This window comes from Mameliella sp. CS4 (genome assembly GCF_019392335.1).
Classification (GTDB): domain Bacteria; phylum Pseudomonadota; class Alphaproteobacteria; order Rhodobacterales; family Rhodobacteraceae; genus Antarctobacter.
The window spans coordinates 18638-45117 of sequence record NZ_JAHXRQ010000013.1; the positions used below are offsets into that span (position 1 = coordinate 18638).

General features: G+C 65.9%; 27 protein-coding genes. 18 read left to right on the top strand and 9 right to left on the bottom strand.

Translation table 11 applies throughout. The annotated features are described in order from the left end of the window. Positions 1-41: 41 nt before the first annotated feature. Entirely contained in the window at positions 42-1217 is a 1176-nt protein-coding gene (locus tag KZZ07_RS15755; RefSeq protein WP_219515622.1) for a cytochrome P450, read from the top strand. Between the two features lie 45 nt (positions 1218-1262). Here the strand turns inward: KZZ07_RS15755 and KZZ07_RS15760 are convergent, their stop codons facing one another. Next, on the bottom strand, positions 1263-1718 hold the full coding sequence (locus KZZ07_RS15760; protein ID WP_219515625.1) for an Lrp/AsnC family transcriptional regulator: 456 nt from the start codon (positions 1716-1718) through the stop codon (positions 1263-1265). A 142-nt stretch (positions 1719-1860) separates the two neighbouring features. On the opposite strand from KZZ07_RS15760, the gene cysG reads away from it, so the two are divergent. The 6 genes from cysG to KZZ07_RS15790 all read left to right on the top strand — a co-directional run bounded on the left by cysG (position 1861) and on the right by KZZ07_RS15790 (position 7450). Further along, positions 1861-3318, top strand: a complete 1458-nt coding sequence (gene cysG, locus KZZ07_RS15765) for a siroheme synthase CysG (RefSeq protein ID WP_219515627.1) — start codon at positions 1861-1863, stop codon at positions 3316-3318. Continuing rightward, positions 3249-3548: a DUF2849 domain-containing protein gene (locus KZZ07_RS15770; protein WP_219515629.1), complete on the top strand. Its 300-nt coding sequence runs from the start codon at positions 3249-3251 to the stop codon at positions 3546-3548. Before cysG ends, KZZ07_RS15770 begins: the two co-directional genes overlap by 70 nt. Before the next feature lie 42 nt (positions 3549-3590). Beyond that, entirely contained in the window at positions 3591-5264 is a 1674-nt protein-coding gene (locus tag KZZ07_RS15775) for a nitrite/sulfite reductase (protein WP_219515630.1), read from the top strand. 4 nt (positions 5265-5268) lie between these two features. After that, positions 5269-6072, top strand: a complete 804-nt coding sequence (locus KZZ07_RS15780; RefSeq protein WP_219515632.1) for a phosphoadenylyl-sulfate reductase — start codon at positions 5269-5271, stop codon at positions 6070-6072. Continuing rightward, positions 6069-6458, top strand: coding sequence for a DUF934 domain-containing protein (locus KZZ07_RS15785; protein ID WP_219515634.1), 390 nt, complete (start codon positions 6069-6071; stop codon positions 6456-6458). Before KZZ07_RS15780 ends, KZZ07_RS15785 begins: the two co-directional genes overlap by 4 nt. A 125-nt stretch (positions 6459-6583) precedes the next feature. Beyond that, positions 6584-7450 carry a ferredoxin--NADP reductase gene (locus KZZ07_RS15790; RefSeq protein ID WP_219515636.1) on the top strand — a complete coding sequence of 289 codons (867 nt, stop codon included), beginning with the start codon at positions 6584-6586 and terminating at the stop codon, positions 7448-7450. 72 nt (positions 7451-7522) lie between these two features. Here the strand turns inward: KZZ07_RS15790 and KZZ07_RS15795 are convergent, their stop codons facing one another. Next, positions 7523-8530 carry a hypothetical protein gene (locus tag KZZ07_RS15795; protein WP_219515638.1) on the bottom strand — a complete coding sequence of 336 codons (1008 nt, stop codon included), beginning with the start codon at positions 8528-8530 and terminating at the stop codon, positions 7523-7525. A gap of 138 nt (positions 8531-8668) precedes the next feature. On the opposite strand from KZZ07_RS15795, the gene infC reads away from it, so the two are divergent. The 3 genes from infC to KZZ07_RS15810 are packed head-to-tail and all read left to right on the top strand — an operon-like array spanning position 8669 to position 10575. Continuing rightward, positions 8669-9268: a translation initiation factor IF-3 gene (infC, locus tag KZZ07_RS15800; RefSeq protein WP_255564385.1), complete on the top strand. Its 600-nt coding sequence runs from the start codon at positions 8669-8671 to the stop codon at positions 9266-9268. After that, on the top strand, positions 9265-9945 hold the full coding sequence (locus tag KZZ07_RS15805) for a DUF938 domain-containing protein (RefSeq protein ID WP_219515640.1): 681 nt from the start codon (positions 9265-9267) through the stop codon (positions 9943-9945). The genes infC and KZZ07_RS15805 overlap by 4 nt, the downstream gene beginning before the upstream one ends. A 33-nt stretch (positions 9946-9978) precedes the next feature. Continuing rightward, positions 9979-10575 carry an SAM-dependent methyltransferase gene (locus tag KZZ07_RS15810; RefSeq protein WP_219515642.1) on the top strand — a complete coding sequence of 199 codons (597 nt, stop codon included), beginning with the start codon at positions 9979-9981 and terminating at the stop codon, positions 10573-10575. A 21-nt stretch (positions 10576-10596) separates the two neighbouring features. Here the strand turns inward: KZZ07_RS15810 and KZZ07_RS15815 are convergent, their stop codons facing one another. The 5 genes from KZZ07_RS15815 to dksA form a co-directional block, all read right to left on the bottom strand. Beyond that, complete coding sequence (locus tag KZZ07_RS15815; protein ID WP_219515644.1) at positions 10597-11223, bottom strand: hypothetical protein; 627 nt, start codon at positions 11221-11223, stop codon at positions 10597-10599. A gap of 187 nt (positions 11224-11410) precedes the next feature. After that, positions 11411-12403, bottom strand: coding sequence for a molybdopterin-binding protein (locus KZZ07_RS15820; protein ID WP_219515647.1), 993 nt, complete (start codon positions 12401-12403; stop codon positions 11411-11413). Beyond that, on the bottom strand, positions 12400-13374 hold the full coding sequence (locus tag KZZ07_RS15825) for an XdhC family protein (RefSeq protein WP_219515649.1): 975 nt from the start codon (positions 13372-13374) through the stop codon (positions 12400-12402). The genes KZZ07_RS15820 and KZZ07_RS15825 overlap by 4 nt, the downstream gene beginning before the upstream one ends. 75 nt (positions 13375-13449) lie before the next feature. Beyond that, a complete protein-coding gene (locus tag KZZ07_RS15830) occupies positions 13450-14622 on the bottom strand; it encodes an FAD-dependent monooxygenase (RefSeq protein WP_219515651.1) in 1173 nt (390 codons plus the stop codon). A gap of 75 nt (positions 14623-14697) precedes the next feature. Further along, positions 14698-15120 carry an RNA polymerase-binding protein DksA gene (gene dksA, locus KZZ07_RS15835; RefSeq protein ID WP_219515845.1) on the bottom strand — a complete coding sequence of 141 codons (423 nt, stop codon included), beginning with the start codon at positions 15118-15120 and terminating at the stop codon, positions 14698-14700. 505 nt (positions 15121-15625) lie between these two features. Here dksA and KZZ07_RS15840 point away from each other — a divergent pair. The 7 genes from KZZ07_RS15840 (at position 15626) to KZZ07_RS15870 (ending at position 22266) form a co-directional block, all read left to right on the top strand. Continuing rightward, positions 15626-16465 (top strand): AAA family ATPase, encoded by an 840-nt coding sequence (locus KZZ07_RS15840; RefSeq protein WP_219515653.1) that lies wholly within the window; start codon positions 15626-15628, stop codon positions 16463-16465. A gap of 99 nt (positions 16466-16564) precedes the next feature. Then, positions 16565-17716, top strand: coding sequence for a cytochrome-c peroxidase (locus KZZ07_RS15845; RefSeq protein ID WP_219515655.1), 1152 nt, complete (start codon positions 16565-16567; stop codon positions 17714-17716). Positions 17717-17795: 79 nt separating this feature from the next. After that, positions 17796-18698: an AEC family transporter gene (locus tag KZZ07_RS15850; protein WP_219515656.1), complete on the top strand. Its 903-nt coding sequence runs from the start codon at positions 17796-17798 to the stop codon at positions 18696-18698. Positions 18699-18965: 267 nt separating this feature from the next. Continuing rightward, positions 18966-19421, top strand: a complete 456-nt coding sequence (locus KZZ07_RS15855) for a GNAT family N-acetyltransferase (RefSeq protein ID WP_219515657.1) — start codon at positions 18966-18968, stop codon at positions 19419-19421. Beyond that, a complete protein-coding gene (locus KZZ07_RS15860) occupies positions 19421-20806 on the top strand; it encodes a DUF2927 domain-containing protein (protein ID WP_219515658.1) in 1386 nt (461 codons plus the stop codon). The genes KZZ07_RS15855 and KZZ07_RS15860 overlap by 1 nt, the downstream gene beginning before the upstream one ends. Beyond that, positions 20803-20973 carry an apolipoprotein acyltransferase gene (locus tag KZZ07_RS15865; RefSeq protein WP_219515660.1) on the top strand — a complete coding sequence of 57 codons (171 nt, stop codon included), beginning with the start codon at positions 20803-20805 and terminating at the stop codon, positions 20971-20973. Before KZZ07_RS15860 ends, KZZ07_RS15865 begins: the two co-directional genes overlap by 4 nt. Positions 20974-21084: 111 nt before the next feature. Continuing rightward, positions 21085-22266 carry a vWA domain-containing protein gene (locus KZZ07_RS15870; RefSeq protein ID WP_219515661.1) on the top strand — a complete coding sequence of 394 codons (1182 nt, stop codon included), beginning with the start codon at positions 21085-21087 and terminating at the stop codon, positions 22264-22266. 71 nt (positions 22267-22337) lie between these two features. Here KZZ07_RS15870 and KZZ07_RS15875 read toward each other — a convergent pair whose 3' ends face one another. Continuing rightward, positions 22338-23408, bottom strand: a complete 1071-nt coding sequence (locus KZZ07_RS15875) for a tetratricopeptide repeat protein (RefSeq protein WP_219515663.1) — start codon at positions 23406-23408, stop codon at positions 22338-22340. Positions 23409-23715: 307 nt separating this feature from the next. Between KZZ07_RS15875 and KZZ07_RS15880 the strand changes: the two genes are divergently transcribed. Then, the gene (locus KZZ07_RS15880) at positions 23716-25248 is read left to right on the top strand and encodes a hypothetical protein (protein ID WP_219515665.1); all 1533 of its coding nucleotides are present in this window, start codon (positions 23716-23718) and stop codon (positions 25246-25248) included. 232 nt (positions 25249-25480) lie between these two features. Here the strand turns inward: KZZ07_RS15880 and KZZ07_RS15885 are convergent, their stop codons facing one another. Continuing rightward, positions 25481-26476: an SUMF1/EgtB/PvdO family nonheme iron enzyme gene (locus KZZ07_RS15885; protein ID WP_219515668.1), complete on the bottom strand. Its 996-nt coding sequence runs from the start codon at positions 26474-26476 to the stop codon at positions 25481-25483. Positions 26477-26480: the final 4 nt, after the last annotated feature.

Here is a 26480-nt window from a genome sequence, read left to right on the forward strand (position 1 = left end):
CCCTCTTGCCAGTGCTGCCAAGACGGGCCAAGCATCCCGCCATGCAGCGATTTTCCCAAGACCCGACTGAAACCGGATTCGTCCAGGACCCCTACCCGTTCTACGAGCGTCTCCGCGGCGCCGGTGACCTGGCCTATTGGGAAGACTACGCGATGCCCTGTGCCGTTTCGCACCGGGCGGTCAGCGCGCTTCTGCGCGACCGCCGTTTCGGGCGAGAGATCCCCCCCCAACAGGCCCCCGCGATCCCGCCCCACCTCGCGCCCTTTTATGCCATCGAGGCGCATTCCATGCTGGAGCTGGAACCGCCCCGGCACACGCGGTTGCGCGGCCTGGTGCTGCGTGCCTTCACCTCGCGCCGGATCAAGGCGCTAGGGCCGGAGATCGCGCAGCTGTCTCATGACCTGATCGACCGCCTGCCCGAGGGTGACTGCGACCTGTTGACCGGCTTTTGTCAGCCCCTGCCGGTGATCGTGATCTGCCGCCTGCTGGGCGTGCCCGAGTCCCATGCAGATCAGTTGCTGGCCTGGTCGAACGCGATGGTCGCCATGTACCAGGCTCGCCGCGACCGTGCGATCGAGGACACTGCGCCGCGCGCGGCGCAGGAATTCTCGGACTTTCTCAAAGGCTATGTCGAGACCCGGCGCAGCCAGCCCGGCGACGACCTGATCACGCATCTGATCGCCGCCGAGGAGGATGGCGAGAAGCTGTCGACCGAAGAGCTGATCACCACCTGCATCCTGCTGCTGAACGCGGGCCACGAGGCGACAGTTCACACGATGGGCAACGGCATCAAGTGCCTGCTGGAACGCGGGCTTGGCATCACGCCGGACACCGCCGACACGCGTGTCGAGGAAATCCTGCGCTTCGACCCGCCGCTGCACATGTTCACGCGTTATGCCTATGAAGAGGTAGAGCTTTTCGGGCATCGGTTTGCGCGCGGCGACCAGGTTGCGCTGTTGCTGGGGGCCGCCAACCGCGACCCCGGCGTCTGGCCCGACCCGGCGCGCTTTGATCCCGCGCGACCGATCAGCGCCAACACCAGCTTCGGCGCCGGTCTGCATTTCTGCGTCGGCGCGCCGCTGGCCCGGCTGGAACTGCAGATCGCCCTGCCGATCCTCTTTGACCGCCTGCCCGCCCTGCGCCTGTCAAAGCCACCGAACTATGCCAACCTCTATCACTTTCACGGGCTGGAACACCTGTGGGTCAGCGCGCATTGAGCGGGACATCAGAGGCCCAGGGCGCGACCGCATCGCAGCCGCTACTCACAAGGGCAGCGCCGTCGTCGCCTTGATCTCTTCCATCGACAACAGCGCGGTGACGTTGTGCACCTTCACCTCTGAAATCAGCGCCTGGTAGAACACGTCATAGGCGCGGGCATTCTTCACCCGCACCTTCAGGATATAGTCGATGTCGCCCGCCAGCCGGTGCGCCTCCTGCACCTCGGGGCGTTCGCGCAGCGCCTTGAGGAACTTCGCCTGCCAGTCCGCCTCATGCTCCGACGTGCGGATCAGGACAAAGAAAGTTGCCTCGAACCCCAGCTTCTCTGCATCCAGTACGACGGTCTGCTGACCCAGCACACCGCCCTCGCGCAGTTTGCGAATCCGGTTCCAGACCGGGGTCTTGGACGACCCCACCTTCTTGGCGATTTCGTCCAGCGACTGCCCCGCATCGCGCTGCAGTTCCGCAAGAATTTTCCGATCCGTCTCGTCGATCTTCACGGCTGTTCTCCCTTGCAGCAGAGTTTGGAATTCCCATCCATCACAGCCACCCCTTTAGAACAAGTGTTCTTAATTTCCCAGCCCCATAGGCAAAACAGGGGACAATTTCCTAATATAAGGGGAAGACGCAAGGAGTTCCGAAGTGCAGCACTTCCCGATCTTTCTCGATCTCGCCGGGCGGCGGGTGGTTGTTTCCGGTGGCGGCGATGCCGCTCTGGCCAAGCTGCGCCTGCTGCTCAAGACCGAGGCGCGGATCACCGTTTTTGCCGCCCGCCCCGACCGCCGGATCATCACCTGGGCTGCCGAAGGCGCGCTGGCGTTGGTTCCCCGCGCGATGGAGCCGGGCGACGCGGTCTGCGCCGTGCTGTTCTACGGCGCCAACGAGGACGCGGACGAAGACGCCCGCACCGCCGCGCTGGCCCGGGCCGAAGGGGCCTTGGTCAACGTTGTCGACAACCTCCAGGACAGCCAGTTCATCACCCCCGCCATCGTGGACCGCGACCCGGTGACGGTGGCCATCGGGACCGAGGGCGCCGCCCCGGTGCTGGCCCGCGCGATCAAGGCCGACCTCGAAGAGCACCTGCCCGCCACGCTGGGCAGGCTGGCGCGCATCGGCAAGAGTTTTCGCAAGATGGCAGAGGCCCTGCCCTTTGGCCGCGCGCGCCGCGACTTTTGGCAGGACTACTATTTCAACGCGGGCCCCCGCGCGATCACCCAGGGTGAGGAAGCGGTTGACCAGACGCTGGAAGACCTTCTCGCCCGTCACCTCGAGCGCGAACAACGTCCCGGCCATATCTCTTTTGTCGGCGCCGGTCCCGGCGACCCGGACCTTCTGACGCTGAAGGCGCGCAAGGCGCTGGATGCCGCCGACGTGGTGATTCACGACCGGCTGGTGCCGCAGCCGATCCTGGAACTGGCCCGCCGCGAGGCCACCATGATCGACGTGGGCAAGACCGGGTTCGGCCCCTCCACCCGCCAGGAAGACATCGACGCGTTGATCGTCAAGCACGGCCTGGAAGGCGCGCAGGTGGTGCGGCTCAAGGGCGGCGATTGTACCGTCTTCGGGCGTCTGGACGAGGAAATCGAGGCGGTTCTGGCTGCGGGCCTCTCTTATGATGTGGTGCCCGGCATCACCGCGGCCTCTGCCGCCGTCGCCGCCATCGGCCAGTCGATCACGAAACGCGGGCGCAATGCCTCGGCTCGCGTCATGACCGGCCACGACATGCAGGGCTTTGCCGATCACGACTGGCGCAGCCTGGCACAGTCGGGCGAGGTCGCCGCGATCTACATGGGCAAGCGCGCCGCGCATTTCCTGCAAGGGCGCCTGATGATGCACGGCGCAGCCCCCGACACTCCCGTCACCGTGGTCGAGAATGCCTCGCGCCCCGACCAGCGGGTGCTGGACACCAGGCTCGACCGGCTCTCGACCGACCTCGCGGAGGCCGGTTTCGACGGCCCCGCCCTCATGCTCTACGGCCTCGCCCCGCGCGACGGCCTTCCCGTCACGAACTTCGATCAGGAGGCTTCCCCTTGGCCCGCAAATTCACACCCAAAGTCGTCACCGCAAACGCCCTCCTCGCTGGCGACGTCGTCTATCTGACCGCCGACAACCGCTGGAGCGTGGACCTGCGCGACGCCGAACTCTTGACCGACGAGGCCCATGCCCAGCTGCGGCTGGTCGAGGCCAGCGCGCGGCATGCCGAAGTGGTCGGTGTCTACCTCGCCGACATGGAACCGGGCGCCAACGGTCCCGAGCCCACGCACTTTCGAGAGGCCTTCCGCCGCACCGGCCCGTCCAACTACGCGCACGGCAAACAGGCCGAGCTGTAAGATTTTCCGACCCCACGCGCCAAGGCGCAAAGGAGACGACAGATGTACGCATACAATGACTTCGACGCCGCATTCGTGGCGGAACGCAACCGCCAGTTCCGCGCCCAGGTCGAACGCCGCATCGACGGCAGCCTGACCGAGGACGAGTTCAAGCCGCTGCGCCTGATGAACGGCCTCTACCTGCAACTGCACGCCTATATGCTGCGCGTCGCCATCCCCTATGGCACGCTGAACAGCGCCCAGATGCGCCAGCTGGCCTATATCGCGGACCGCTGGGACAAGGGCTATGGCCATTTCACCACGCGCCAGAACATCCAGTACAACTGGCCGCAACTGCGTGACGTGCCGGACATGCTGGACGCGCTGGCCGAGGTTGAGATGCACGCGATCCAGACCTCTGGCAACACGATCCGCAACGTGACCGCCGATCACTTTGCCGGTGCCGCCGCGGATGAGATCGCCGATCCGCGCCCGGTGGCAGAACTGCTGCGCCAGTGGTCGACCGACCACCCGGAATTCCAGTTCCTGCCGCGCAAGTTCAAGATCGCCGTCACCGGATCGCCCAACGACCGGGCCGTGACCGCCGCGCATGACGTCGCGATCCGCATCACCGAGCGTGAGGGCGAGATCGGCTATGCAGTTCTGGTCGGCGGCGGGCTGGGCCGCACGCCGATGATCGGCAAGGTCATCAACGAATTTGTCCCGCAAGAAGACCTGCTTCCTTACGTCGAGGCCATCGTCTCGGTCTGGAACCTGCTGGGCCGCCGCGACAACAAGTACAAGGCGCGCATCAAGATCACCGTGCACGAGCACGGCATCGACGAGATCCGCCGCCTTGTCGAGGCCCGCTTTGCCGAGACCAAACCCGCCTTCAACGGCGCCGATCTGGACCTGTTCGAAACGATCAAGGCCCACTTCACGGCGCCTTCGTTCACGAACCGCCCTGTTTCGGCCTACACTCGCGCCTATGACAATGACCCGGTGTTCCGCGCCTGGGCCGATACCAACCTGTCCGACCATCAGGCCGAGGGCTATGCCATCGCGCAGATCAGCCTCAAGGCGCATGGCGAAACGCCCGGCGACGCCACGGCGGACCAGATGCGCGTCATGGCCGACATCGCGCAGGAATTCGGCCACGACGAGCTGCGCATCAGTCATGAGCAGAACGTGATCCTGCCGCATGTCCACAAGGACGACCTGCCGGTGATCCATGCGCGGCTGAAATCTCATGGGCTGGCCACCGCCAACATCGGGCTGGTCTCGGACATCATCGCCTGCCCTGGCATGGACTATTGCGCCCTGGCCACCGCGCGCTCGATCCCGATCGCGCAGGAAATTGCCACGCGGTTCGACGAGCTGAAGATCGAGCATGAGATCGGCGACCTGAAGATCAAGATCTCGGGTTGCATCAACGCCTGCGGGCATCACCATGTTGGCCATATCGGCATTCTTGGCCTGGACCGCGCGGGGGTGGAGAACTACCAGATCACCCTGGGCGGCGACCACACCGAAACCGCCGCCCTGGGCGACCGCACCGGCCCCGGCTTTTCGGCGGAGGACATCGTTCCGGCCATCGAACGTATCGTGGACGCCTACCTTGATCACCGCGACAGCGCCGAAGAGACCTTCTTGCAGGCCTATCGCCGTCTCGGCATGGCGCCCTTCAAGACGGCGCTCTACGGCGAAAAGGCTGACAAGCGGTCCGAGGCGGCCTGAGCCGATGAATGCCTTCACCCCGTCCAGACCTGCCGCGCAGGACACGCGGCAGGCCCCATCCGACCGCGCCGAACGGGTCGCGGCGCTGAACGCGCGCTATCGCCATCACAGCGCCACCTCGGTGCTGGAAGGTGCGCTGCGCGATCCCGATGCCGGGCAACTGGCGCTGGTGTCCTCCTTCGGGGCGGAATCCGTGGCGCTCTTGCACCTCGTGGCGATGGTGGACCGCAAGACGCCGGTCCTCTTCATCGACACGCGGCTGCTGTTCGCGGAAACCCTGACTTACCAGCAGGAGGTGGCGGAACGGCTGCGGCTGGAGAACCTGCAGATCATCCGCACCGACCGGGCCACGCTGGACAAGCGGGACCCCTACGGCGCGCTCAGGATGTCGGACACCGACGCCTGCTGCGCCCTGCGCAAGACAGAGCCGCTGAACGCCGCGCTGGACGGGTTCGACGGCTGGATCACCGGGCGCAAGCGCTATCAGTCCGGCACCCGCGCCGCGCTGGAGTTCTTTGAGCTGGAGGACGGCACGGGCCGGATCAAACTGAACCCGCTGGCCCATTGGACGCCCGAGGACGTGCGCGCCTACATGGAGGAAAACCGCCTGCCCAAGCATCCACTGGTGGCAAAGGGCTATCCGTCCATCGGCTGTTTGCCCTGCACCTCCAAGGTGGCACCGGGCGAAGATCCCCGCTCGGGCCGCTGGCGCGGGCAGGAAAAGGAAGAATGCGGCATCCATTTCGTGAATGGCCGCCCCGTCAGAAACGCCCCCGGTGGCGGCAAGACACAAGGAGAAAAGGCATGACGATCATCGTGCGCGACGACGGCTTTCACGCCGAGGACTGGAACGGTGACTTCGACGGCCCGGCGGCCCAGGACCTGCCGTCCGACACCGCCCCCGAAAACCTCGCCTTCGACGACGATACGGGGCTGATCCGCATCGACTTTCCCAGCTTTGCGGACGGGCGCGGCTTTACCCTGGCGCGCCTTCTGCGCCTGCGCGGCTACACCGGCCGCCTGCGGGCGCGCGGCCATGTGATCGCGGATCAATACGCGATGGCCCGCCGCTCCGGCTTTGACGAGGTCGAGATCGACGAGGCGCTGGCCGAACGCCAGCCCGAGGACCAATGGGTCTTCCGCGCCGACTGGCAATCGCATGACTACCAGGCCCGGATGCGCGGCACCGCCTGACGCCTTTCGCGACGTTTTGGCGACGCGGGCCGGGGCCTTCCCGGCCCGCGCCCTTGCGCCGCCTTTCACCTGATACAGATCAAAGCTAGATATGAGGTGCCGGTTTACCTAGCCGGCAGGACGACATGACAGAGATGAGCCCCGTGACCGACGCCACCGCAACCGAGCCCGCCCGCGCGCCCCGCACCCTAGCCGTGCCGGACGCCCAGACCGTGACCGAGGTCAAGCATTACACCGACCGGCTGTTTTCCTTCCGCTGCACGCGGCCCGCGTCCTTGCGGTTCCGTTCGGGCGAGTTTGTCATGATCGGCCTGATGGGCGACCCAGACCCCAAGACCGGCAAGCAGAAACCGCTCTTGCGCGCCTATTCCATCGCCTCGCCCTCCTGGGACGAAGAGCTGGAGTTCTACTCGATCAAGGTGCAGGACGGGCCGCTGACCTCGAAACTCCAGCACATCAAGGTGGGCGACCAGATCATCCTGCGTCCGAAACCCGTGGGCACGCTGGTGCATGACGCGCTCTTGCCGGGCAAGCGGCTGTGGTTCTTTGCCACCGGCACCGGCTTTGCGCCGTTCTCGTCGCTGCTGCGCGAGCCGCAGACCTACGAGGATTACGACGAGGTCATCATCACCCATACCTGCCGCGAGGCCGGAGAGCTGACCTATGGCCGCGAGATCATCGAAAGCCTGAAGACCGACGAACTCTTGGCCGAGGTGATCGGCGAGGGCTTCTGGAAGAAGATCAAGTATTACCCGACCACCACCCGCGAAGAGAGCGCCAAGATGGGCCGCATCACCGACCTGATGCGCTCGGGCGAGGCCTTTGAGGATCTGGGCGTGGCCCCGCTGACGCCAGATACCGACCGGGCCATGATCTGCGGCAACCTCGCCTTCAACCTCGAACTGAAAGAGATGCTCGAGGAATACGGGCTGGAGGAAGGCGCGAACTCCGATCCCAAGCACTACGTCGTCGAAAAGGCGTTCCTGGACTGAGACCAGCCAGGACCTGAAAGCGAAAGGGCCGCCCAATCGGGCGGCCCTTCTGCGTTGCACGGTGATACAAACTTATTCTTCGAGGCCCAACAGAACCTTGATCTGGTCAAGAGCGGCCTGCGTGATCTCGGGGGTGTCACGCACAGCTTCGAGCGCGGCCTTGGCACTGGCTTTCTTCAGCTCGCCCAGCTCGGAGTTGTCGATGTAGTCGACCACCTTGTCATAGTCGAAACCATCGACGGTCAGCAGCTCCTGGATCGAAGGCGCCTCGGCGGTTTCGGCAGGCTCGGCAGCGGGATCGGCGGGCTCCGCCGTCTCGACGGGCTCGGCGACCGGCTCAGCGGCGGGTTCCGCCGTTTCGACAGGCTCTGCGGCGGGATCTGCCGCGGGTTCGGCAGCCGGCTCGGCGGTCTCGACGGGTTCGACCACCGGATCGGCGCTTGCCGAGGGCTCCAGCACCGGTTCCGAAGCCGGATCAGCGGTCTCGACCGGCTCTGCGGCGAGCGCCGGGTCGACAGCCTCGGGCGCATCCGCATCGGCCAGGGTGGTGTCGACCAGATCCTCGGCGTCCTTGGCCACGTCCACCGTCGCATCGGCGACATCCTTGGCCGCGTCCACGGTCACGTCAGCCGCATCCTTGGCCACGTCAACCGTCGCCTCCGCCGCGTCCTTGGCAGCATCCAGCGTCTTGTCCGCGGCACCGGCCAGGGCGTCGCCCAGCTTGGCCTTGCCCTCTGCCACGTCCTTGGCCGCATCCGCCAGGGCCGTTTCGGCGGCATCCACGGTCTTGTCGGCGGCGTCCTTGGCCGCGTCCAGCGTGGTATCCGCCGCATCCTTGGCCGCGTCGGCCACGTCCTTGGCGGTGTCGACGGTCGCATCGGCCGCGTCCTTGGCAACGTCAACCGAATCCTCTGCCGCGTCCTTGGCCTTCTCGGCAGCCTCGGCAGCGGCGACTTCGGCAGCCCGGGCCGCCTCGGCCGCTTCGCGCGCCGCTTCTTCCTTTGCCTGCTGGTCTGCGTACCAAAAATAGCCGCCCACGACTGCTGCAACCGCCACAAGGACGAAGATCAGGTTTCTCATGAGAACCTCCATCACGTTCCGCCCCGCGCGCCGGTGCGCAGGGAACCTGAAAGGGGGTGTGCGCTGCCCCCCGGTCAGCTTCAAGGGGGAAACCGTCCGCAAGTGGCGCACAGGCGTGGAATTGCCGCTTGAAAGCCTATGCGCCCAAGTTTACCTTGCCACCCTGATGAAAACCGCAAATGGAGCATTCCGATAGCCCGCAGACCTCATAACGCGCCGCCCACGCGCGACACAGGCCCCCGAGTCAACGACCGTATCCGGGCCCCTGAAATCCGGCTTATCGGCGCCGAAGGTGAAAACGTCGGTGTCGTCACCCCTGCCCGTGCGATGGACCTGGCCGAACAGGCCGGGCTCGACCTGGTGGAAATCTCGCCCAATGCCACGCCCCCGGTCTGCAAGATCATGGACTTTGGCAAGTTCAAGTACGAGACGCAGAAACGCGAGGCCGAGGCGCGCAAGAAGCAGAAGATCATCGAAGTCAAGGAGGTCAAGTTCCGCCCGAACACCGACACTCATGACTACGAGGTCAAGATGCGCAACGTTTTCAAGTTCCTTGAGAACGGCGACAAGGTGAAAGTCACCCTGCGGTTCCGCGGACGCGAGATGGCGCACCAGAACCTTGGCCGCGAACTGCTGCAACGCGTGGCGGAAGACGTCAAGGAAATCGGCAAGGTCGAGAACATGCCGAAGATGGAAGGCCGCCAGATGGTCATGATGATCGGCCCCTCCGCCAAATGAGTTTGGGCGAGCCGGTTTCAAGTGATGGAAAACGGCTCTACCCACACCAAGGAGACGCCGCGCGGGACGCGCGGCTCGCCTCCCCCAGTTTTCAGCGAAACGCGCCGCCCATCCTAGCCGAGCTTGCCCCGATTCTGACGGGCAGGACGGGATCCGCGCTGGAAATCGGCGCGGGGACGGGGCAGCATGCCGCCAGTTTCGCGCTGGCTTTTCCCGGACTCGACTGGTGGCCCTCCGACCCGGACGCCGATCACCGGGCCTCCATCGACGCCTGGGCCGCGGCCCATAACCTGCCGCCGCGGGTGCTGGACCTGGATGCAGCGGGCGACTGGCCGGCACAGCCAGAGGTTGCCGCCCTCGGCCCGCTCTCCCTCGTGTATTCCGGGAATGTCATCCATATCTCGCCCTGGACCGTGGCCGAGGGCATTTTGCGCGGCGCCGGACAGGCGCTAGCGCCAAACGGGCTGCTGATCTTTTACGGCCCCTTCACGGAAGGCGGTCGGCATACGGGTGACGGCAACGCCGCTTTTGACGCAAATCTCAAGCGGCGCAATCCCGACTGGGGCATCCGGGATGTCGAGACATTGCGCGACCTCGGGCAGAAACACGGCTTGATCTTCGACCGGCTGATTGCGATGCCTGCGAACAACCGCCTGCTGGTGCTGCGCCGCGCCTGAGGCCAATCAGCTTTTGTGCAAAGGGATGTCCCCATGGATTGGAATACGCGTTTCGACACATCCGACTATGTCTTTGGCACCGCGCCCTCTGGGTTCCTGACCGCCCATACCGGGTTGATCCCGCCGGGCGCGCGGACGCTGTGCATCGCCGACGGCGAGGGGCGCAATTCGGTCTGGCTGGCGCAGCAGGGCTGCGACGTCACCGCCTTTGACCTGTCGCCCAATGCCATCGCCAAGGCCGAAAAGCTGGCGCGGTCGGCGGGTGTTTCACCCGATTTCAATGTCTCGACGATCGAGGGCTGGGACTGGAGCCAGACCTACGACCTTGTTGTCGCTGTATTTTTCCAGTTCCTCTCACCCGAGGAACGCACGCCTGTCTTTGCCGGGCTGCGCCGTGCTCTGGCACCGGGCGGGCGGCTGATGCTGCATGGTTACACGCCGAAACAGGTGGAGTATGGCACCGGCGGACCGGGCGATCCTGCCAACATGTACACCGCGGATATGCTGCGCGACGCCTTCCCGGACCTGACTCTGCTGCGGCTTGCGGAATACGAACAAGAGCTGAACGAGGGCGCGGGTCACAAGGGCCGTTCGGCCTTGGTCGACCTGATCGGGGATGCGCCGCGCTGATCCGCGCGGCGCCCTGCCCTCTCAGACGCAGAAACCGGCGTTGGCCGCCAGCCGCTTGACCAGGCGATCGTCGGAGCCGGTATAGAAATACTCATAGCTAAAGCCGTAATCGGTCATCAGCTTGCGCACCGCTTCGGATCCGCAGAGCATTCCGGACACGTGCTGTTGCAGCGCCTCGTCCAGCTCGGGCGCGGTCAGCGCCATATAGGGCGCGTCCAGTCTGAAGAAGTATTTTACCGTCAGGCTGTCCACCGCCATGTTGGAAAACCGCAAAACCCCGTCGTTGCCGGTGCGGTCGGACTGGTTGTGCTGCCGCGCGAGGCGTTCGAAGAAGGCGATCGCCTCTTCCTGTTCCGGGGTCAGCGAGACGGTGCGGCTCAGGCTCTGCTGAGACAGGGCCACGATCCTCTGGAGACGCTCGGCCCGGTCGGCCCCGCCAAGACCCACGAGGTCGGCGCTTTTGGTACGGGTCACGGTCTCGGGCGCCGGGTCCGGGGTCCGGGCCGGGGTGGCCGGGGCGCTGGGTTGGTAGACCGCCGCCGGTTGCGGCCCGGGCTGCGGGCTGTCGCCCCCGTCCAGCAGATAGACCGCCCCCAGCGCAATCAGCGCCCCGGTCGAGATCATGCCAATGGTTTCCGTGATATTCATCTTCCCCCCGAAAGCTACAGCACACTTCATCTTGCGCAGGCCACGACCAATAGTGGCACATTCTTGCCGATGTACCATATCAGGCATTTCGTGCGAAGCGAGTGTAAAGAGTTATCCACATGAAACGGCCCGGATTTCAGGCCGATGGAGGATTTGGCAGCAGTTCGGCAGCCGCCCTGTCCCGCTCTCAGGCCTCGCGCAGGCGACCGCGTGCCGGGATTTCCTTGAGCAGTCCGCCGACACCCATGCCCGCGATGTCCTGCGGGGTGACAGGTACACCGCATAGCAACCGCTCTAGCACCCAGTCGGCACCGTTCAGCGCCGGGGCGCGGGCGCAGCCCGGCAGGCCGATGACGGGGCGCCCCGCCTGTTCGCCGTAGAACAGCAAGTTGCCGGGATCGACCGGCATCCCAAAATGTGTGACAGACCCGCCCGCCTGCCGCACCGCCTCGGGCGCGACATCGTGCAGGTCAGAGGTGGCGGAACCGGTCAGGATCAGCACCGCGTCGGCCTGCGCCTCCGCGACGGCCTTGGCCAGCGGCCCAACCCGGTGCGGCACCACCTGTTGCGGTCCGATCTGAACCCCAAGCCGGTCCAACCGGTCCTGCGTCACCTTCTGCCCCTTGTCGCCGCTTTCCGTCCCATCGACCGTGGTCTGGATCAACTGCGCGGTCCTGCAGACCACGGGCCGCAGGCGCAGGCCGGATTGACCTGCGAGGCAGGCCGCCTCCAACGCGGCTTCGGGCACGGCGTAAGAGATGATCTTGACCGTCGCCACCATACCGCCCGCAGCCACGCGCTGCCACTCGGGCACTGTTGCCACGGTGATCATCGGATGCAGGGCGTTGAGCGCGTGAATGCGGCCCGCCAGGACCTCGACGACGCCGGGGGCGTCGGCGTGCAGGTTGACCCGGCCCGTGGCGGCCTTGCCGATCTTCAATCCGGCACGCACCGGATCGGGCACAAGCGCCTGCGCCAGGCGCGCGGCGGCGGCATCTTCGCCGATGTCGCCGGGGTCCAGCCGGGCCGCGATGACCTCGTCCAGACCGGCGTCCCGCAGCTTGTCGAGATCCTCGGAGCACAGCACCCGGCCCTTGCGCAGGCGGCCCTTGTCCAGCGCCACGCTATGGGCCAGCACCGCGCCCTCGGCCTCATCCAACGGGATGGCGCCGAATTTCACCGCAAATCCCCGCGGCGCAGCACCTGGGTCATCTGCGCGATGATCGACACCGCGATTTCCGAAGGACCGGCGGCACCGATGTCCAGCCCGATGGGCGCATGGATGCGCGCGATCTCGTCTTCGGTGAATCCGGCCTCGGTCAGCCGTGTCACCCGCTTGGCATGGGTCCGGGTCGATCCCAGCGCCCCGATATAGAAACAGCCAGAGCGCAGCGCCTTTTCCAGCGCCGGATCGTCCAGCTTGGGGTCGTGGGTCAGCAGCACCAGCGCCGTGCGCGTGTCGAGCCCCAGCGTCTCGACGGCCTCGTCCGGCCAGTCGTGCAGCAGCCGCGTGTCGGGAAACCGCTCGGTCGAGGCAAAGGTTTCGCGCGGGTCGATCACTGCCGGGTCATAGCCCGCGATGCGCGCCATCGGCAGCAGGGCCTGCGCGATATGCACCGCCCCCACCACGATCAGACGCAGCGGCGGGTTGTGGATGCCGACAAAAACGCGGCTGTCCGGCTCGAACCCCGAGCGGTCCATGCGAAAACGGTCGGCAAAGCCCTGTCGGTCCAGCCAGCGGTCGCTGCGGTCGAGATCGACCACATAGGCGACGGGGTCCCGCGCGGCGCGGGCCTTGACCAGATCCTCGAGCAACACCTCTGGCAGGACATCGCCCACGGGTTCCACCAGCACGCGGATCGTGCCACCACAGGCCAGGCCCACAGCAAAAGCGTCATCGTCGGAAACACCAAATTCCAGCTCGCGCAGCTCGCCCGCGTCCAACGCCTCCAGCGCCTCGACGATCACCGCCCCCTCGACGCAGCCGCCCGAAACCGAGCCTTCGATCTGGCCTTTTCCGGAAATCGCCAGCTGGCTGCCGACGCGCCGGGGCGCGGACCCCCAGGTTTCAACCACGGTGGCCAGCACCGCGCCTTCGCCCGCACGATGCCAGGCCAGCGCCTGTTCGGGAATCGCGTCGACCGTATCCATGAATGCCTCTCCCATCTGACAGGTGCTGTGTATCATGTAGGCGCGCGGAGTCCCCCCCTTCAATGGTCGGACGGATCAGCCGCCGCGCGTCACATCATGCCCGTAGAGCCAGTCGAACTGGTGCAGCATCTTTCCCGGCGCCAGGCGCCCCACGACGCCTAGACCCAGATGAGCCACGCCGCGCACCAGCGGATTGCGCAGGTGGTACTTCCAGGCGTTGCCATTGGCCGCCTCGATCACCCGCACCACCCGGTCGCGGCGGCGGTGCTGGTAGCGGCCAAGGGCCGACGCCATGTCGGGCGCCAATGACAGGGCATCGGCCAGAACCCAGGCATCCTCCATCGCCATGTTGGCGCCCTGGGCCAGGAAAGGCAGCGTCGGATGCGCCGCATCGCCCAGCAGCGCCACGCCTTCGCCATGCCAGGTCGCCGCCACGGGATGCCGGAACAGCCCCCAAAGGCCCGGGCGGTCCGCCCCCGCCAAAAGGCCGGGCACCAGACCGCCGAAGCCCGCGAAGGCCGCACGCAAATTGTCGCCCGCGTCCTGGTGGCTCCAGCTTTCCGCGACCCAGCCGCGCCGCTCTTCGACCGCGACGACATTCACCTGATCGCCACCGCGCAACGGATAGCTGACCATGTGGCGCCCCGGCCCCATGTGCACGCGGGCCTCGGGCGGATGGCCAACCGAGTTGGGCACCACCGCGCGCCAGGCGACCTGGCCGGTGAAGAAGGGGTCGGCACGTCCGTTCAGACCCGGGCGCAGCACTGAATGCAGCCCGTCAGCGCCGATGACCAGGTCCGCCTCGGTGGCATCGCCATTGCAGAGCAGGACGCGTGGCGGCGTGCCCGGCACGACCTCCTTTACCTTCTGCAGAAGGCGCACCCGGATACCTGCCGCCCGCGCCCGCGCGGCCAGAAGATCCACCAGGTCGGCCCGGTGCACGAAGCGATAGCTCTGGTCCGCAGGCAACCGGGTCAGGTCCAGCCGCAGCACCTCGCGCCCACGGGCCTCGCGCAGCGAAACCGCGCGCCCGGCGACTGAGATGGCGCGAAACCCCTCGCCCAGCCCCAGCGCCTCGATCACCCGCAATCCATTGGGGCTGACCTGGATGCCGGCGCCGACCTCACGGATGGCCTCGGCCTGTTCGAGAATACGGACCTCGGCCCCCTGCGCCCGCAACGCAAGCGCCGCGGTCAGGCCGCCGATCCCGGCGCCAATGATGGTGATGTCGCGGCCTGTCAGTTCCATGCGCTTCCATTGGCAAAGGAAAAACGCCGAGGCAAGGCCCCGGCGTTTACCATGTCATGTCCATGTGGTCGCGGCTCAGTCGTCGCGATGCACCTTCTCACGGCGCTCGTGGCGTTCCTGCGCCTCAAGGCTCATGGTGGCGATCGGACGGGCATCCAGCCGTTTCAGGCTGATCGGTTCGCCGGTCACTTCGCAGTAACCGTATTCACCTTCGTCGATGCGACGCAGCGCCTGGTCGATCTTGCTGACCAGTTTCCGCTGGCGGTCGCGCGTGCGCAATTCAAGTGCGCGGTCGGTTTCTTCGCTGGCACGGTCGGTCACATCAGGGATGTTCCGCGTGCCTTCCTGCAGCGCTTCGATGGTATCGCGGCTGTCGGACAAAAGCTCGGCCTTCCAGGCCAGCAGCTTGCGGCGAAAGTACTCTGTTTGCCGCTCGTTCATGAATGGTTCGTCTTCGGCCGGACGGTAATCATCGGGCAGAAAGGTCTCAGGCTTCATATCCGCTCCCTCATCAACGCCAATATCCGCCATGTAGAAATTCCTCAGATATCTGGCACCCCTGCGGGCAGCCATTAAAGCAAGCCGCGACCGTTGTCACGTCACATTAGCGTCTTTCCTCGGCCGATTTGCGGCTGCCCCTGGGTAACTTTGTGACAAGCTTGGGGCGCCCGGGCCAAGCCCCTCTCCGGACAGGATTTCCGGCGCGACCTACCCGCACCGGTGCCCGGAACCACGCCGGGCGGGCGCGACCGGTGCACGCTGAAAACGCGGCTCCGGGGACCTGCCGAACTCGGCCCCACGCGCCTTGACATGGACCTGACCCAAACGACAGCGGCGCCTGTGACCCTGTCCGTCTGGACAGTGCCGTCCAGCCGAGTCCCCTCCCTCGCCTTGAAGCAAGGACGGCGCCGTGACGCCACGGATGGGCGCCGGTGCTGCACTTGCAAAGGCGCCCGCCCCGCACTACCCCTCTGACGACAGGTTAAAGCAAAAAGGTCGCGCCATGCGTTTCGAAGGCACCGAGGAGTACGTCTCTACCGATGATCTGACAATGGCGGTGAACGCGGCGGTGACGCTGGAACGCCCCCTGCTGGTCAAGGGAGAGCCCGGCACCGGCAAGACGGAGCTGGCGCGCCAGGTCTCCAAGGCGCTGGGGCTGCCGATGCTGGAATGGGCGGTGAAATCCACCACCAAGGCGCAGCAGGGCCTGTATGAATACGATGCCGTCAGCCGCCTGCGCGACAGCCAGCTTGGCGACGAGCGCGTGAACGACGTGGCCAATTACATCCGCAAGGGCAAGCTGTGGCAGGCCTTTGAGGCCGAAGGCAAGGTCGTGCTGCTGATCGACGAGATCGACAAGGCGGACATCGAGTTCCCCAACGACCTTTTGCAGGAACTCGACAAGATGGAGTTCCACGTCTACGAAACCGGCGCGACGGTGCGCGCGAAACAGCGCCCTATCGTCATCATCACCTCGAACAATGAAAAAGAACTGCCCGACGCCTTTCTGCGCCGCTGCTTTTTCCACTACATCAAGTTTCCCGACACCGAGACCCTGCGCAAGATCGTCGAGGTCCATCACCCGGGCATCAAGCCCGCGCTGCTGACCACGGCCCTGACCCAGTTCTACGAGCTGCGCGACCAGCCGGGCCTGAAGAAGAAGCCCTCGACCTCCGAGGTGCTGGACTGGCTCAAACTGCTGCTGGCCGAGGATCTGGACGCCGAAGACCTGAAACGCGAGGGCGCCAGCGCCCTACCGAAACTGCATGGCGCGCTGCTCAAGAACGAGCAGGATGTGCATCTGTTCGAACGGCTGGCCTTCATGGCGCGGCGCCAGCGCTGAGGCGGTCTTGCCCCGGCCAATCTGCCGGGGCTTGATCCTGACCAATTTACTCAGGACTGTTTTCGGCGTATGCGACGACCCAAGCCAATAGGAGTCGTCATGCCCAGCTTTCGCTTGTCCGTTCTTGCCGCCCTGACCCTGGGTGTAAGCGCCCTTGGGGCCGTGGTTTCCGGCGATGGCCCCAAGGCGCCGCAGACAGAGGCAGAGCTTGGCGCGCTGCTGTTTCATGACGTGAACCTATCGGCCAACCGGACTCAATCCTGCGCCAGTTGCCACGATCCCGCCACCGGCTTTGCCGATCCGCGCGGCATGGCCTCTCTTGGGGACGACGGTCTGTCGCTTGGCGACCGGAACGCGCCGACGGCCAGCTATGCCGCCCTTTCGCCCGCCTTTCACCGCGATGCCGAGGGCAAATGGAAAGGCGGGCAGTTCCTTGATGGCCGCGCGGCGACGCTGGCCGACCAGGCGGGCGGCCCGCCCTTGAACCCGATCGAGATGGGGATGCCCGACAAGGCGGCGGTCGTGGACCGCCTGCGCGAGGACCCAGCCTACGCGGCGGCCTTTCCGGACCTGTTCGGTGCCGGGATCTGGCAGGATCCCGAGGCGGCTTTTGCGGCCATGACACAGGCCATCGCCGCCTTCGAGGAAACCGAGGCCTTTGCCCCTTTCGATTCCAGGTACGACCGCTTTCTGCGGGGCGAGGTGGAATTGACGCCGCAGGAAGAGCTGGGACGGCTGCTGTTCTTTTCGCAGCAGTTCACCAACTGCAATCTTTGCCACCAGGTCGGGCGCGGCCAGATGGACAAGCATGAGACCTTTACCGACTACCGCTATCACAACATCGGCGTGCCGCAGAATGCCGAACTGCGGGCCCTGAACGGCGCCCCGCCGGACCAGGTGGACAACGGGTTGCTGGACAACCCGGCGGTGACGGATCCGGGCGAGCGGGGCAAGTTCCGCACGCCCACCCTGCGCAACGTGGCCGTGACCGGCCCCTACATGCACAACGGCGTCTTCCAGGACCTGCGGACGGTGATCCTGTTCTACAACCGCTACAACAGCAAGTCCGCCGCACGGCAGATCAATCCGGAAACCGGCGCCCCCTTTGGTCCGCCGCCGGTCGCCGGAACGCTGGCACAAAAGGAGCTGACCCACGGCCCGGCGCTGGACGATGAACGCATCGATGCGCTGGTGGCTTTCCTGAAAACGCTGACCGATGCGCGGTACGAGCATCTTTTGACAGCGGACTGACGTCGGCGCCGGGCCCGGCGGTGCCTTGCACCCGGCGGCCCGGCATGCTCTGTCCCGAGGGACAAAGACGGACGGCCCCATGCTCCAGATCCTGACCCATGACATCCTGCCGGTCTTCTCGATGCTGGCCCTGGGTTTTGTGCTGGGCCGTCTCGACAAGGTCAGCAAGACCGAGGCGGGCGCGATCAATCGGATCGCCTTTCTGATCCTGCAACCGGCGCTGATCTTTCCGCTGATCTCGGCGCTGGACTGGTCGTCCTTTCGGGTGGGCGCGCTGGCGGGTTATGCCGCCTCACAGGTGGCGCTGTTCCTGCTGACTTTTGCGATCTGCCGCCTGCTGTTCCGGCGCGAGCTGCTGGAGTCCTGGTTGCTGGCGATGGCCACGATCTTCGTCAACACGCTGCTCTATATCTGGCCGATCAGCTTTCTGATCTATGGCGAGGCCGCCGCCCTGCCGGTCACCGCCATCGTGGCCTGGGACGCGGCGATCAGCTTTGCCTTCTTCATCGTGACGACCGATCTCATGGCCAACCGGGGCGCCGGTCCCGGCCCGGCGCTGCGGCGCATCGCGGCCAACCCGGTGCTGATTGCCATCGCGCTTGGCATGGTGGTCAATGTCACCGGCTTGCCGGTGGCAGAGCCGATCCTGACCGCGATGGGCTTTGCCGGAGCCGGAGCCGCGCCGCTGACCCTCTTTGCGCTGGGGGTGATCCTGTCTGGCCACGCGCTGAGGCCGACGCCGCTGGTGGCCACGGTCTCGGCGTTGAAACTCCTGGCCTTCCCGGCGCTGGTTGCAGGCGCCGTCTGGGCCATAGCGCCACCCGAGGCCTGGCAGACCCTGTTCACCCTGACCGCCGCCGGCCCGTCCGGCGCAATGGCCTTTGCGCTGGCGTTGCTTTATGGCGTGCGTACGGATGCCATCGCGCCGGTCATCATCTGGACCAGCGTCCTGTCGCTGTTTTCTCTGGCCTCGCTGGCCTGAATTGCCCCAAAACCGCCATTCTTGACCGGGCGGCGGAGGCACCAACAGGCGCAAACAGTGGCAATTCGGACTCACCCGATTGGATGAATCCCCTTTAAATTAAAGATTTCTCAATCACCTTCCCGAAATCGGGAAAAAATTATCCACAGGCCGGCATAGAACTGGGCAGAAACCAAGGTTTTGCCCTATAGTGATCCCACAGAGGACAAAAAATCCAAGGATGTCTTAGAGCATCCGCACGGAACACAAAGCAGGCAGGCTTCAAAAGTGTCCCCAAATACGGCTCTCACGGTGCGCCCCCTGGCCGCCGCGGACGAACCGGCGTGGCGTGAGCTCTGGACGGCCTATCTGGCCTTCTACGAAAGCTCCGTTCCCGAACCGGTCTATGCGTCCACCTTCGCACGCCTTCTGGGCGACGATCCGCGCGACTACAACGCCCTGGTCGCGGAGCTTGACGGCAGGCTGGTCGGCCTGACGCACTACCTGTTTCACCGGCACGCCTGGAAGATCGAAGAGGTCTGCTACCTGCAGGATCTTTACGCGGTCCCGGATGTGCGCGGTCAGGGCATCGGTCGCGCGCTGATCCAGGGCGTCTACGACGAGGCCGACGCCTATGGCGCCGCAACGGTCTATTGGCTGACGCAGGAGTTCAACACCACGGCCCGCCAGCTTTACGACCGGATCGGGACGCTGACGCCCTTCATCAAGTACCAGAGGACGTGATGCGCAGATCCCGACGCCTCATGCTCCCGCTCTACCTGCTGTTGGGCGCCTGCATGCCGGCGACGCCGACCGACACCGCCGCCACCCGCGCGGCGGTCGACGGGGCCAGCAGCCTGCCCCCGATGAAAAGCTTTGCCGCGCCGCGCCCGCAAGCGCCCTTGGCCTCCAACCAGGACGTGGCACGGGATTTCCTCGACCTGGCCTTTACGCTTGAATCAGGCCGTCCGCTGCAAAGCCTGACCCGGTTCGACACGCCAATCACCGTCCGCGTCACCGGCGCGCCCCCGGCCTCGCTGGCCCCGGACCTGCGCCGCCTGCTGCACCGTCTACGGTCAGAGGCCGGCATCGACATCGCGCTCAGCGGCGACCCGCAGGCCAATATCACCGTGCAGGCCGTCAGCCGGGCCGAGATCCGCGCCGCCCTGCCCCAGGCCGCCTGTTTCGTGGTGCCCAACGTCTCATCGCTGGCGGAATATCGCAGCAAGCGCCGGTCACGCGCCGTTAGCTGGACGACGCTGAAACGGCGCGAACGTCTGGCGATCTTCCTGCCCAACGACGCCTCGCCGCAGGAAGTCCGCGACTGCCTGCACGAGGAACTGGCCCAGGCCATCGGCCCTCTGAACGATCTCTATCGTCTGCCCGACAGCGTGTTCAACGACGACAACGTGCACACGGTCCTGACCGGCTACGACATGATGATCCTGCGCGTCTACTACGACCCGGCGCTGCGCACCGGCATGACGCGGCGCGAGGTTGCCGACCGTCTGCCCGCCATCCTGGCGCGGGTGAACCCGCGCGGTCAGGGGATCATCCCGCAGCGGCTGGCGAAAACCCCAAGGGTCTGGATCGACTCGGTGCAGACCGCGCTCGGCCCCGGCGCCAACCCGGCACAGCGCCGCGCCGCCGCCATCGAGGCGCTGCAGGTTGCCTCGGCGATGGGCTGGACGGATCACCGCCGGGCCTTTTCCCACTATGCGATGGGGCGCCTGTTGCAAGCCACCGACCCGCAGGCGGCGCAGGATCAATTCGTTCTTGCACAACGCTACTTTGGCCACCGCCGGGACACCGCGCTGCACCGTGCCTATGTCGCCTCTCAACTGGGGGCCTATGCCATCGCCTCCGGCAACCCCGACCAGGCGCTGGCCCTGATCGGCCCGCATCTGGACACCGCCGCCCGGCATGAAAACGCAGCCCTGCTGGCGACCCTGCTGATGCTGCGGGCCGAGGCGCTGGAACTGTCGGGACGAGTCGCCGAGGGCCGCAGCGTCCGGGTGGACTCGCTTGGCTGGGCGCGATACGGGTTCGGCTCTGATTGGGCGGTGCGCGCGAAACTGCGCGAGATCGGATCGCTCAATCCCGCGAGGCAGGGACAAGGGACGCTATGATCGTGATCCTCGGGGCGCTTCTGGGCGCCATCATCGGCGGAACGACCGCCAAACGGCGCAAGGGCAACTGGGCCGACATCGCGCAATACGCGGTGATCTATGCCATCGCCTTCGCCCTGCTGGGGCTGGTTGTGACCATCGCACTGGAAAAGTCCCTGCTGGGCTGAGGCATCGGCGGAAGCGTCCGGGCAATGGCCAAGATGACGGGCCCTGCGGGCGATCGACCTGCCGTGATGTCGCCCATTTTCATGCCCGGCAAATCGGGATAGCGTCGCGCCATGTTCGTACCCTTCTTCGAAACCCTTCGGAAATCCGGCGTGCCCGTCACGCTGCGAGAATACCTGACCTTTCTCGAAGGTCTGCGCGCCGGGCTGGCGACCTATGATGTCGAGTCCTTCTACTTTCTGGCGCGCAGCGCGATGGTCAAGGACGAGCGCCATCTCGACCGGTTCGACCGCGCCTTTGCAACCGCCTTCAAGGGGTTGGAGCAGATCAGCGCCGAAGAGGTCTTCGAGGCGATCAACCTGCCCGCCGACTGGCTGAAGAAACAGGCCGAAAAGCACCTGACCGAGGAAGAGCGCGCGCAGATCGAGGCGCTTGGCGGGTTCGATAAGCTGATGGAGACGCTCAAAGAGCGGCTCAAGGAACAGCAGGGGCGCCACCAGGGCGGCAACAAGTGGATCGGCACCGCCGGCACCTCGCCTTTCGGCGCCTATGGCTACAACCCCGAGGGCGTGCGCATCGGCCAGGACGAATCCCGCCACCAGCGGGCGGTCAAGGTCTGGGACAAGCGCGAGTTCCGCAACCTGGATGACAGCGTCGAGCTTGGCACGCGCAACATCAAGGTGGCGCTGAAACGGCTGCGGCGCTGGGTGCGCCAGGGCGCTGACGAAGAGCTGGACCTGAACGGCACCATCCGCGCCACTGCGGAACATGGCTATCTTGACGTGGTCACCCGTCCCGAACGGCACAATGCGGTCAAGGTGCTGCTGTTTCTGGACGTTGGCGGCTCGATGGACCCGTTCATCAAAGTGGTCGAAGAGCTATTCTCGGCCGCGCGGTCAGAGTTCAAGCACCTCGAACACTACTATTTCCACAACTGCCTGTATGAAGGTGTCTGGCGCGACAACGCCCGGCGGTATGACCAGCAGACGCCGACCTGGGAGGTGCTGAACACCTACGGGCCGGACTACAAGTGCATCTTTGTCGGCGACGCCTCCATGTCGCCCTACGAGGTGGCCTATCCCGGCGGCGCCAATGAGCATTGGAACGCCGAGGCTGGGCAAGTCTGGCTGCAGCGGGCACGCGACCAGTGGCACGATCACCTCTGGATCAACCCGGTGCCCGAGAAACACTGGCAGTATACCCAGTCAATCACCATGATCCGCGAGATCTTCGAGGACCGCATGGTGCCGATGACGCTGGAAGGGATCGACCGGGGGGTCCGCCTGCTGGGCTGACGTTCAGGCCCCGAGAGACGCAGTCCCGGGCTTGACCCGGGACCTCTTCTGTCCAACCTGTCGAAGCTGGCTCACTGCTGCACCAGTCCCCGTGCCGCGCGCAACGTGCCGGGGCCGACCTTGGCATCCAGCGCGCCGTCATACAGCCCGCGTTCCTGCAGGATGCGCTGGAAGGCCAGCGCCGTATCGCGATCCCATGCGACGGCACGGCCATCCACCCGGCCCCGGATCTCGTTGACCGAGACCTGACCCGATTCCAGCGCCTGGACGTAAAGCGACGCCGCCTGCTCGGGGTCGTACGCCACCCCTTCGCCCCGCTCATGAAGGAAGCCAAGCGCGTTGATCGCCGCCGGATCGCCGCCCTGCGCCGATCGCCGGATCAGCGCCGCGCGCTGCGCAGGGTCGGTGACCGGACCATCCTCGGAATAAAGTTGTGACAGGGCGCGCGCCGCATCCTCGTTGCCTTGCTTCGAGGCAAGCTCCAGCATTTCGGCCGCCTTGACCACGTCCGGCAGGCCCAGTTCCTCGGCCAGGGCACGCGGCAGGCTGCGCGGGTTCATATAGATCGAGGCCAGGCGCAGCTGGGCAAAATGATACCCCGCATCCGCGCTCTCCTGCAGCAGGTCGACCATCTGGCGGAAGTCACGCGATGTGCCGCGCCCCAGCCCGCTCATCATCGCCAGCGTCGCCTTGGCGGGCAAATCGCCCGCATCCGCAGCCGCGCGATATTCGGCAATGGCCCGATCCAGATCCTCGGGCACGTCGCCGGTGCCAAAGTTGAAATAATCGCCCAGCTTGGTGCGCGCTGCGGCCACCCCCGCCTCTGCGGCCAGTCCGAAGGTTTCCAGGGCAAGGGCATGTTCGCCATCGGCCTGCATCAGCACCGCGACCTGGAACAGCGCATCCGGGTCGGGGTTTGCGCCGATGACCGCCCGTTCGCAGGCTGCCCGGGCCGAGCGCAACGCGCGGAAGTAGTCACTGACCGCCTGTTTGCTCACCGGCGCCTCGGCCGTGGCCGGGCCGGCCAACTCGCGGCAAAGCCTGGCGGCCTCTTCGGCCCCTTCAGCCTGGGCCGGAGCCGCCAGCGGCATCAGCGCCGCAGCAAGAATCACTTTTGCAAGATCTCGTGTCGAACGGATCATCCGCGCGTTCCTTTCAACTTTTCGACGCAATTTTCGCAAATGACATGTGGGTTGTTGCCCAGATGCAAGTCTTCGCGGAAATCCGCCACCGGTTGCCGAAGCAGTTTGACTTAAATCCAGAGTTACTCTTTCATTCCAATTGGATGAGATCAAACCCTATCAACGGACACATCGGTGCATGATCCGCTTTGCGGCCTTGCAGCCACAGGATGGTTGCAGGCCGGGTTGGCGAGTTCCCGCCCAAGGCGGGGTCTGCTGTGCGCATCGTCATTGTTCGCTTAACGCTTCACGACTAGGAGGCAGCGTCATGATGCAGGCACACTCCTCCGAACTAGAAATCACCGCGGATCGCAAGGGCTGGTTATCCAGACTTGATTCCGCCGCACGTCGTCCCGGCTTCGTTGCCGCCGCGCTGGGGTTCGCGGCCCTCAACGCGGCCGCCGCCGTGACCGTTCTGGTCATGCTGCCCGACGATCAGGGGCCGACCGCCGCGCCCGCGACGCCGGTCACGGTCAGCAAGCTGGCCCCGACGGCAAAGCTGCCCACGGCCGCCGAACCCAAGCGCGCGATCCTGAGCGAAGTGGTCCACCGTCTGCCGCGCGCGCAGACCTGGCACCCGCCGCACCAGCTGCCTGAAGAACGCGCCCGCTTCGCCGCACCAGGGATCGCACGCAACGCACCCGGCGCGCTTGCGGCCCCGCGCGCGGATGGCCTGCCTGCCCCGGAGATGGACAGCTCGCCGCTGGCGCTGGCCTCCCTGCCCCGCAACCTCGCCCGCGACGCCTCTCCGGAGCCGGACAAGGAAGTGCAGAAATCCTCCCTGGTACCGCAGGTCTCGACGCTGGGGGCGATCCGCCCCCGCGCCCGTCCCGAGCTGGACATTCCCGAAACGCCGGAAACCATCCAGGTTGCCGTGTCGCTGCGCCCGAAACTGCGTCCGGACGGTTTGAAATTTCCAGCCCCCAGCATCGCCCCCACACCCGACGCAGAGGCACCGACCGCCACGCTGGCCGCCCTGCCGCGCGCCATCGAGCGCCCCGTGTCCGGCGCGACCTGCAACACCCGCCTGACCCGCGCCATGCCGAACCGCCGCGGGTCCGCCAAGGGTGGCGACGCGGTCATGGCCGGCCTGATGCGCACCAGCGGCACCGAGCGTGACCGCATCGTTGCGCGCGAAATTCTGGCCGGCAACATGCCGTCGTTCCTGCAGGACCTGGTCCCCGTCGAGGTTTCGGGCCGGGCCCGCGACGGATCGCCGATCCGGATCACCTTCTGCGCGACGCCCGATTACCTTGCCGTCGGCAGCGACCGCGATTTCGTGCGCGTCCCGATGGGCCTGCCCGCCGCGATGCAGATCGCAGGGCGTTTCGACATGATGCTGCCGACCCGCCGCATGGTCGACCAGATCTATCGCGCCGCCGACAAGCGCGTGGCCCCGCGCCCGATGACCCCGGGTCCGCAGATGTCCTCGACCGACTATCTTGTGCGCCACAATCGCACCGTCGAAGGCCAGCTGCGCGGCGCCTCCGTCGCCGGGCACCTGACCTCGGGCCACAAGAAGGACCTGGTGCTGACCAACCGTCTCAGCAGCAACCGCGGCCGTGTGGCGATCTATGGCTGGCATCGGACCAACGGCCGGGCGATCCAGCCACTGAGCACCGTCCACGGCGCCACCTATGCCGACTACAGCCACGGTGTCCGGCTGATCAGCCAGACCGCCTATCTGAACGGTCGCCCGGTGCGCCTGGCCGACCTGATGGCCGACCCGGACTATGCCTCTGTGATCAGCGACGAGGGTCCGATCCGCGCCGCGCAACTGCGGGTCGCAAGCGCCAACTGAAGGCGCGCCGCTCCGTAGCGCTCCGTCAGTGTCGACCGGAGAGAGGGGGCTCTGCCCCCTCTTGGCCTGATGGCCAATTCACCCCCGGAGGTATTTTTCGGCCCAAAGAAACACGGACGCGCCCGCTATCGGGACAGCGTTTCAGAGCATTTGAAGCTGACAGACATGACCACATGAAAAACGCCGCCGGGCCTGGGGCCGGGCGGCGTTTCCTTTTGGGGAACTCGGTGCGTTACTTCACGTCCTTGAAGCAGCGGAACCCGAGGTGATAATTGTGGTGGCTGCCCTTCGCCAGCACGCGCGAGCCGTGCCAGTAGGGCGCGCGCCAGCGGCTCCAGTGGGTATGGGCGCGCACGGTATCCCAGATGAACCAGCTGCCCTTCATCTCGGTCACGCCCAGCTTGCGACTTCCCCGGCTGGCCATCTGGTCGGCCGCCAGCGGCAGGTTCATGTGCTCGGCGGCATTGCCGTCGATGTCGTAGACACCCAGCGGGCTCTTGCAGTTCGGGAAGCTGCCTGCCGGATAGGTGTTGGAACCACAACCGGTAAAGCTGCCGCCGTTGCAACCGCCGCTCTTGGAGCTGCCGGTGGCGCAGACGCCCCTCTTCCAGGTTGGCCCGATACTGTAGCGGGCGCTGGATTGATACTTGCGATTGTGGGCCGCCCGGGCGGCCTGCACGCTCATGCCAAAGAAATAGTCCGGCGGGGTCAGCGCCCCGTGCGAGGCGCCCTCCCATTCATGCGCGTCACCGATCCGCTTGCCCTCTGCCCAGCAAAGCTCGGCCGCCTCGCGGGCGCGGACCCAGGTCACAGGATAGGCCAGCGGCACGTTCGGCCATTCGAACATGTCGGCACAGACCTTGGCATCCTCGGGCTGCTGTGTCGCCGGATCGTAGAGCGGCGCCATGTACTTCTCGCCGCAGATCTTTTCGAACCGCTTGTTGCGATAGAACTCCAGCGCCGGTGCGGGCAAGCGCGCCTGCGCCTGTTCCGGAGTCAGCGGGTGGCGCGTCACTGCAGGGTTGCCCTGCCCGATCCAGCGAGAGCCCGCAAAGATCTGGCGGATGCGCTGGATCTCGGCATTGGTCACGCCCCGCGCCGCCTGCATCTGGCGAAACATCGCCTCGTTGTTCTGTTGCAGGGTCTGGGCGGCGCCTTCGGATGCGCCCATCAGCCCCGCCAGCACGACCCCCAGGGCCGCTCCGATCACCTTGCGCCTTTTCGTCATGTCG

Excerpts from the sequence above, each read along its gene's own strand:
- KZZ07_RS15755 (WP_219515622.1), top strand. The coding sequence starts at position 42 with ATGCAGCGATTTTCCCAAGACCCGACTGAAACCGGATTCGTCCAGGAC.
- KZZ07_RS15775 (WP_219515630.1), top strand. The coding sequence starts at position 3,591 with ATGTACGCATACAATGACTTCGACGCCGCATTCGTGGCGGAACGCAAC.
- KZZ07_RS15780 (WP_219515632.1), top strand. The coding sequence starts at position 5,269 with ATGAATGCCTTCACCCCGTCCAGACCTGCCGCGCAGGACACGCGGCAG.
- KZZ07_RS15785 (WP_219515634.1), top strand. The coding sequence starts at position 6,069 with ATGACGATCATCGTGCGCGACGACGGCTTTCACGCCGAGGACTGGAAC.
- KZZ07_RS15790 (WP_219515636.1), top strand. The coding sequence starts at position 6,584 with ATGACAGAGATGAGCCCCGTGACCGACGCCACCGCAACCGAGCCCGCC.
- KZZ07_RS15795 (WP_219515638.1), bottom strand. The coding sequence starts at position 8,530 with ATGAGAAACCTGATCTTCGTCCTTGTGGCGGTTGCAGCAGTCGTGGGC.
- infC (WP_255564385.1), top strand. The coding sequence starts at position 8,669 with ATGCGCCCAAGTTTACCTTGCCACCCTGATGAAAACCGCAAATGGAGC.
- KZZ07_RS15805 (WP_219515640.1), top strand. The coding sequence starts at position 9,265 with ATGAGTTTGGGCGAGCCGGTTTCAAGTGATGGAAAACGGCTCTACCCA.
- KZZ07_RS15810 (WP_219515642.1), top strand. The coding sequence starts at position 9,979 with ATGGATTGGAATACGCGTTTCGACACATCCGACTATGTCTTTGGCACC.
- KZZ07_RS15815 (WP_219515644.1), bottom strand. The coding sequence starts at position 11,223 with ATGAATATCACGGAAACCATTGGCATGATCTCGACCGGGGCGCTGATT.
- KZZ07_RS15825 (WP_219515649.1), bottom strand. The coding sequence starts at position 13,374 with ATGGATACGGTCGACGCGATTCCCGAACAGGCGCTGGCCTGGCATCGT.
- KZZ07_RS15830 (WP_219515651.1), bottom strand. The coding sequence starts at position 14,622 with ATGGAACTGACAGGCCGCGACATCACCATCATTGGCGCCGGGATCGGC.
- dksA (WP_219515845.1), bottom strand. The coding sequence starts at position 15,120 with ATGAAGCCTGAGACCTTTCTGCCCGATGATTACCGTCCGGCCGAAGAC.
- KZZ07_RS15840 (WP_219515653.1), top strand. The coding sequence starts at position 15,626 with ATGCGTTTCGAAGGCACCGAGGAGTACGTCTCTACCGATGATCTGACA.
- KZZ07_RS15845 (WP_219515655.1), top strand. The coding sequence starts at position 16,565 with ATGCCCAGCTTTCGCTTGTCCGTTCTTGCCGCCCTGACCCTGGGTGTA.
- KZZ07_RS15850 (WP_219515656.1), top strand. The coding sequence starts at position 17,796 with ATGCTCCAGATCCTGACCCATGACATCCTGCCGGTCTTCTCGATGCTG.
- KZZ07_RS15860 (WP_219515658.1), top strand. The coding sequence starts at position 19,421 with ATGCGCAGATCCCGACGCCTCATGCTCCCGCTCTACCTGCTGTTGGGC.
- KZZ07_RS15865 (WP_219515660.1), top strand. The coding sequence starts at position 20,803 with ATGATCGTGATCCTCGGGGCGCTTCTGGGCGCCATCATCGGCGGAACG.
- KZZ07_RS15870 (WP_219515661.1), top strand. The coding sequence starts at position 21,085 with ATGTTCGTACCCTTCTTCGAAACCCTTCGGAAATCCGGCGTGCCCGTC.
- KZZ07_RS15875 (WP_219515663.1), bottom strand. The coding sequence starts at position 23,408 with ATGATCCGTTCGACACGAGATCTTGCAAAAGTGATTCTTGCTGCGGCG.
- KZZ07_RS15880 (WP_219515665.1), top strand. The coding sequence starts at position 23,716 with ATGATGCAGGCACACTCCTCCGAACTAGAAATCACCGCGGATCGCAAG.
- KZZ07_RS15885 (WP_219515668.1), bottom strand. The coding sequence starts at position 26,476 with ATGACGAAAAGGCGCAAGGTGATCGGAGCGGCCCTGGGGGTCGTGCTG.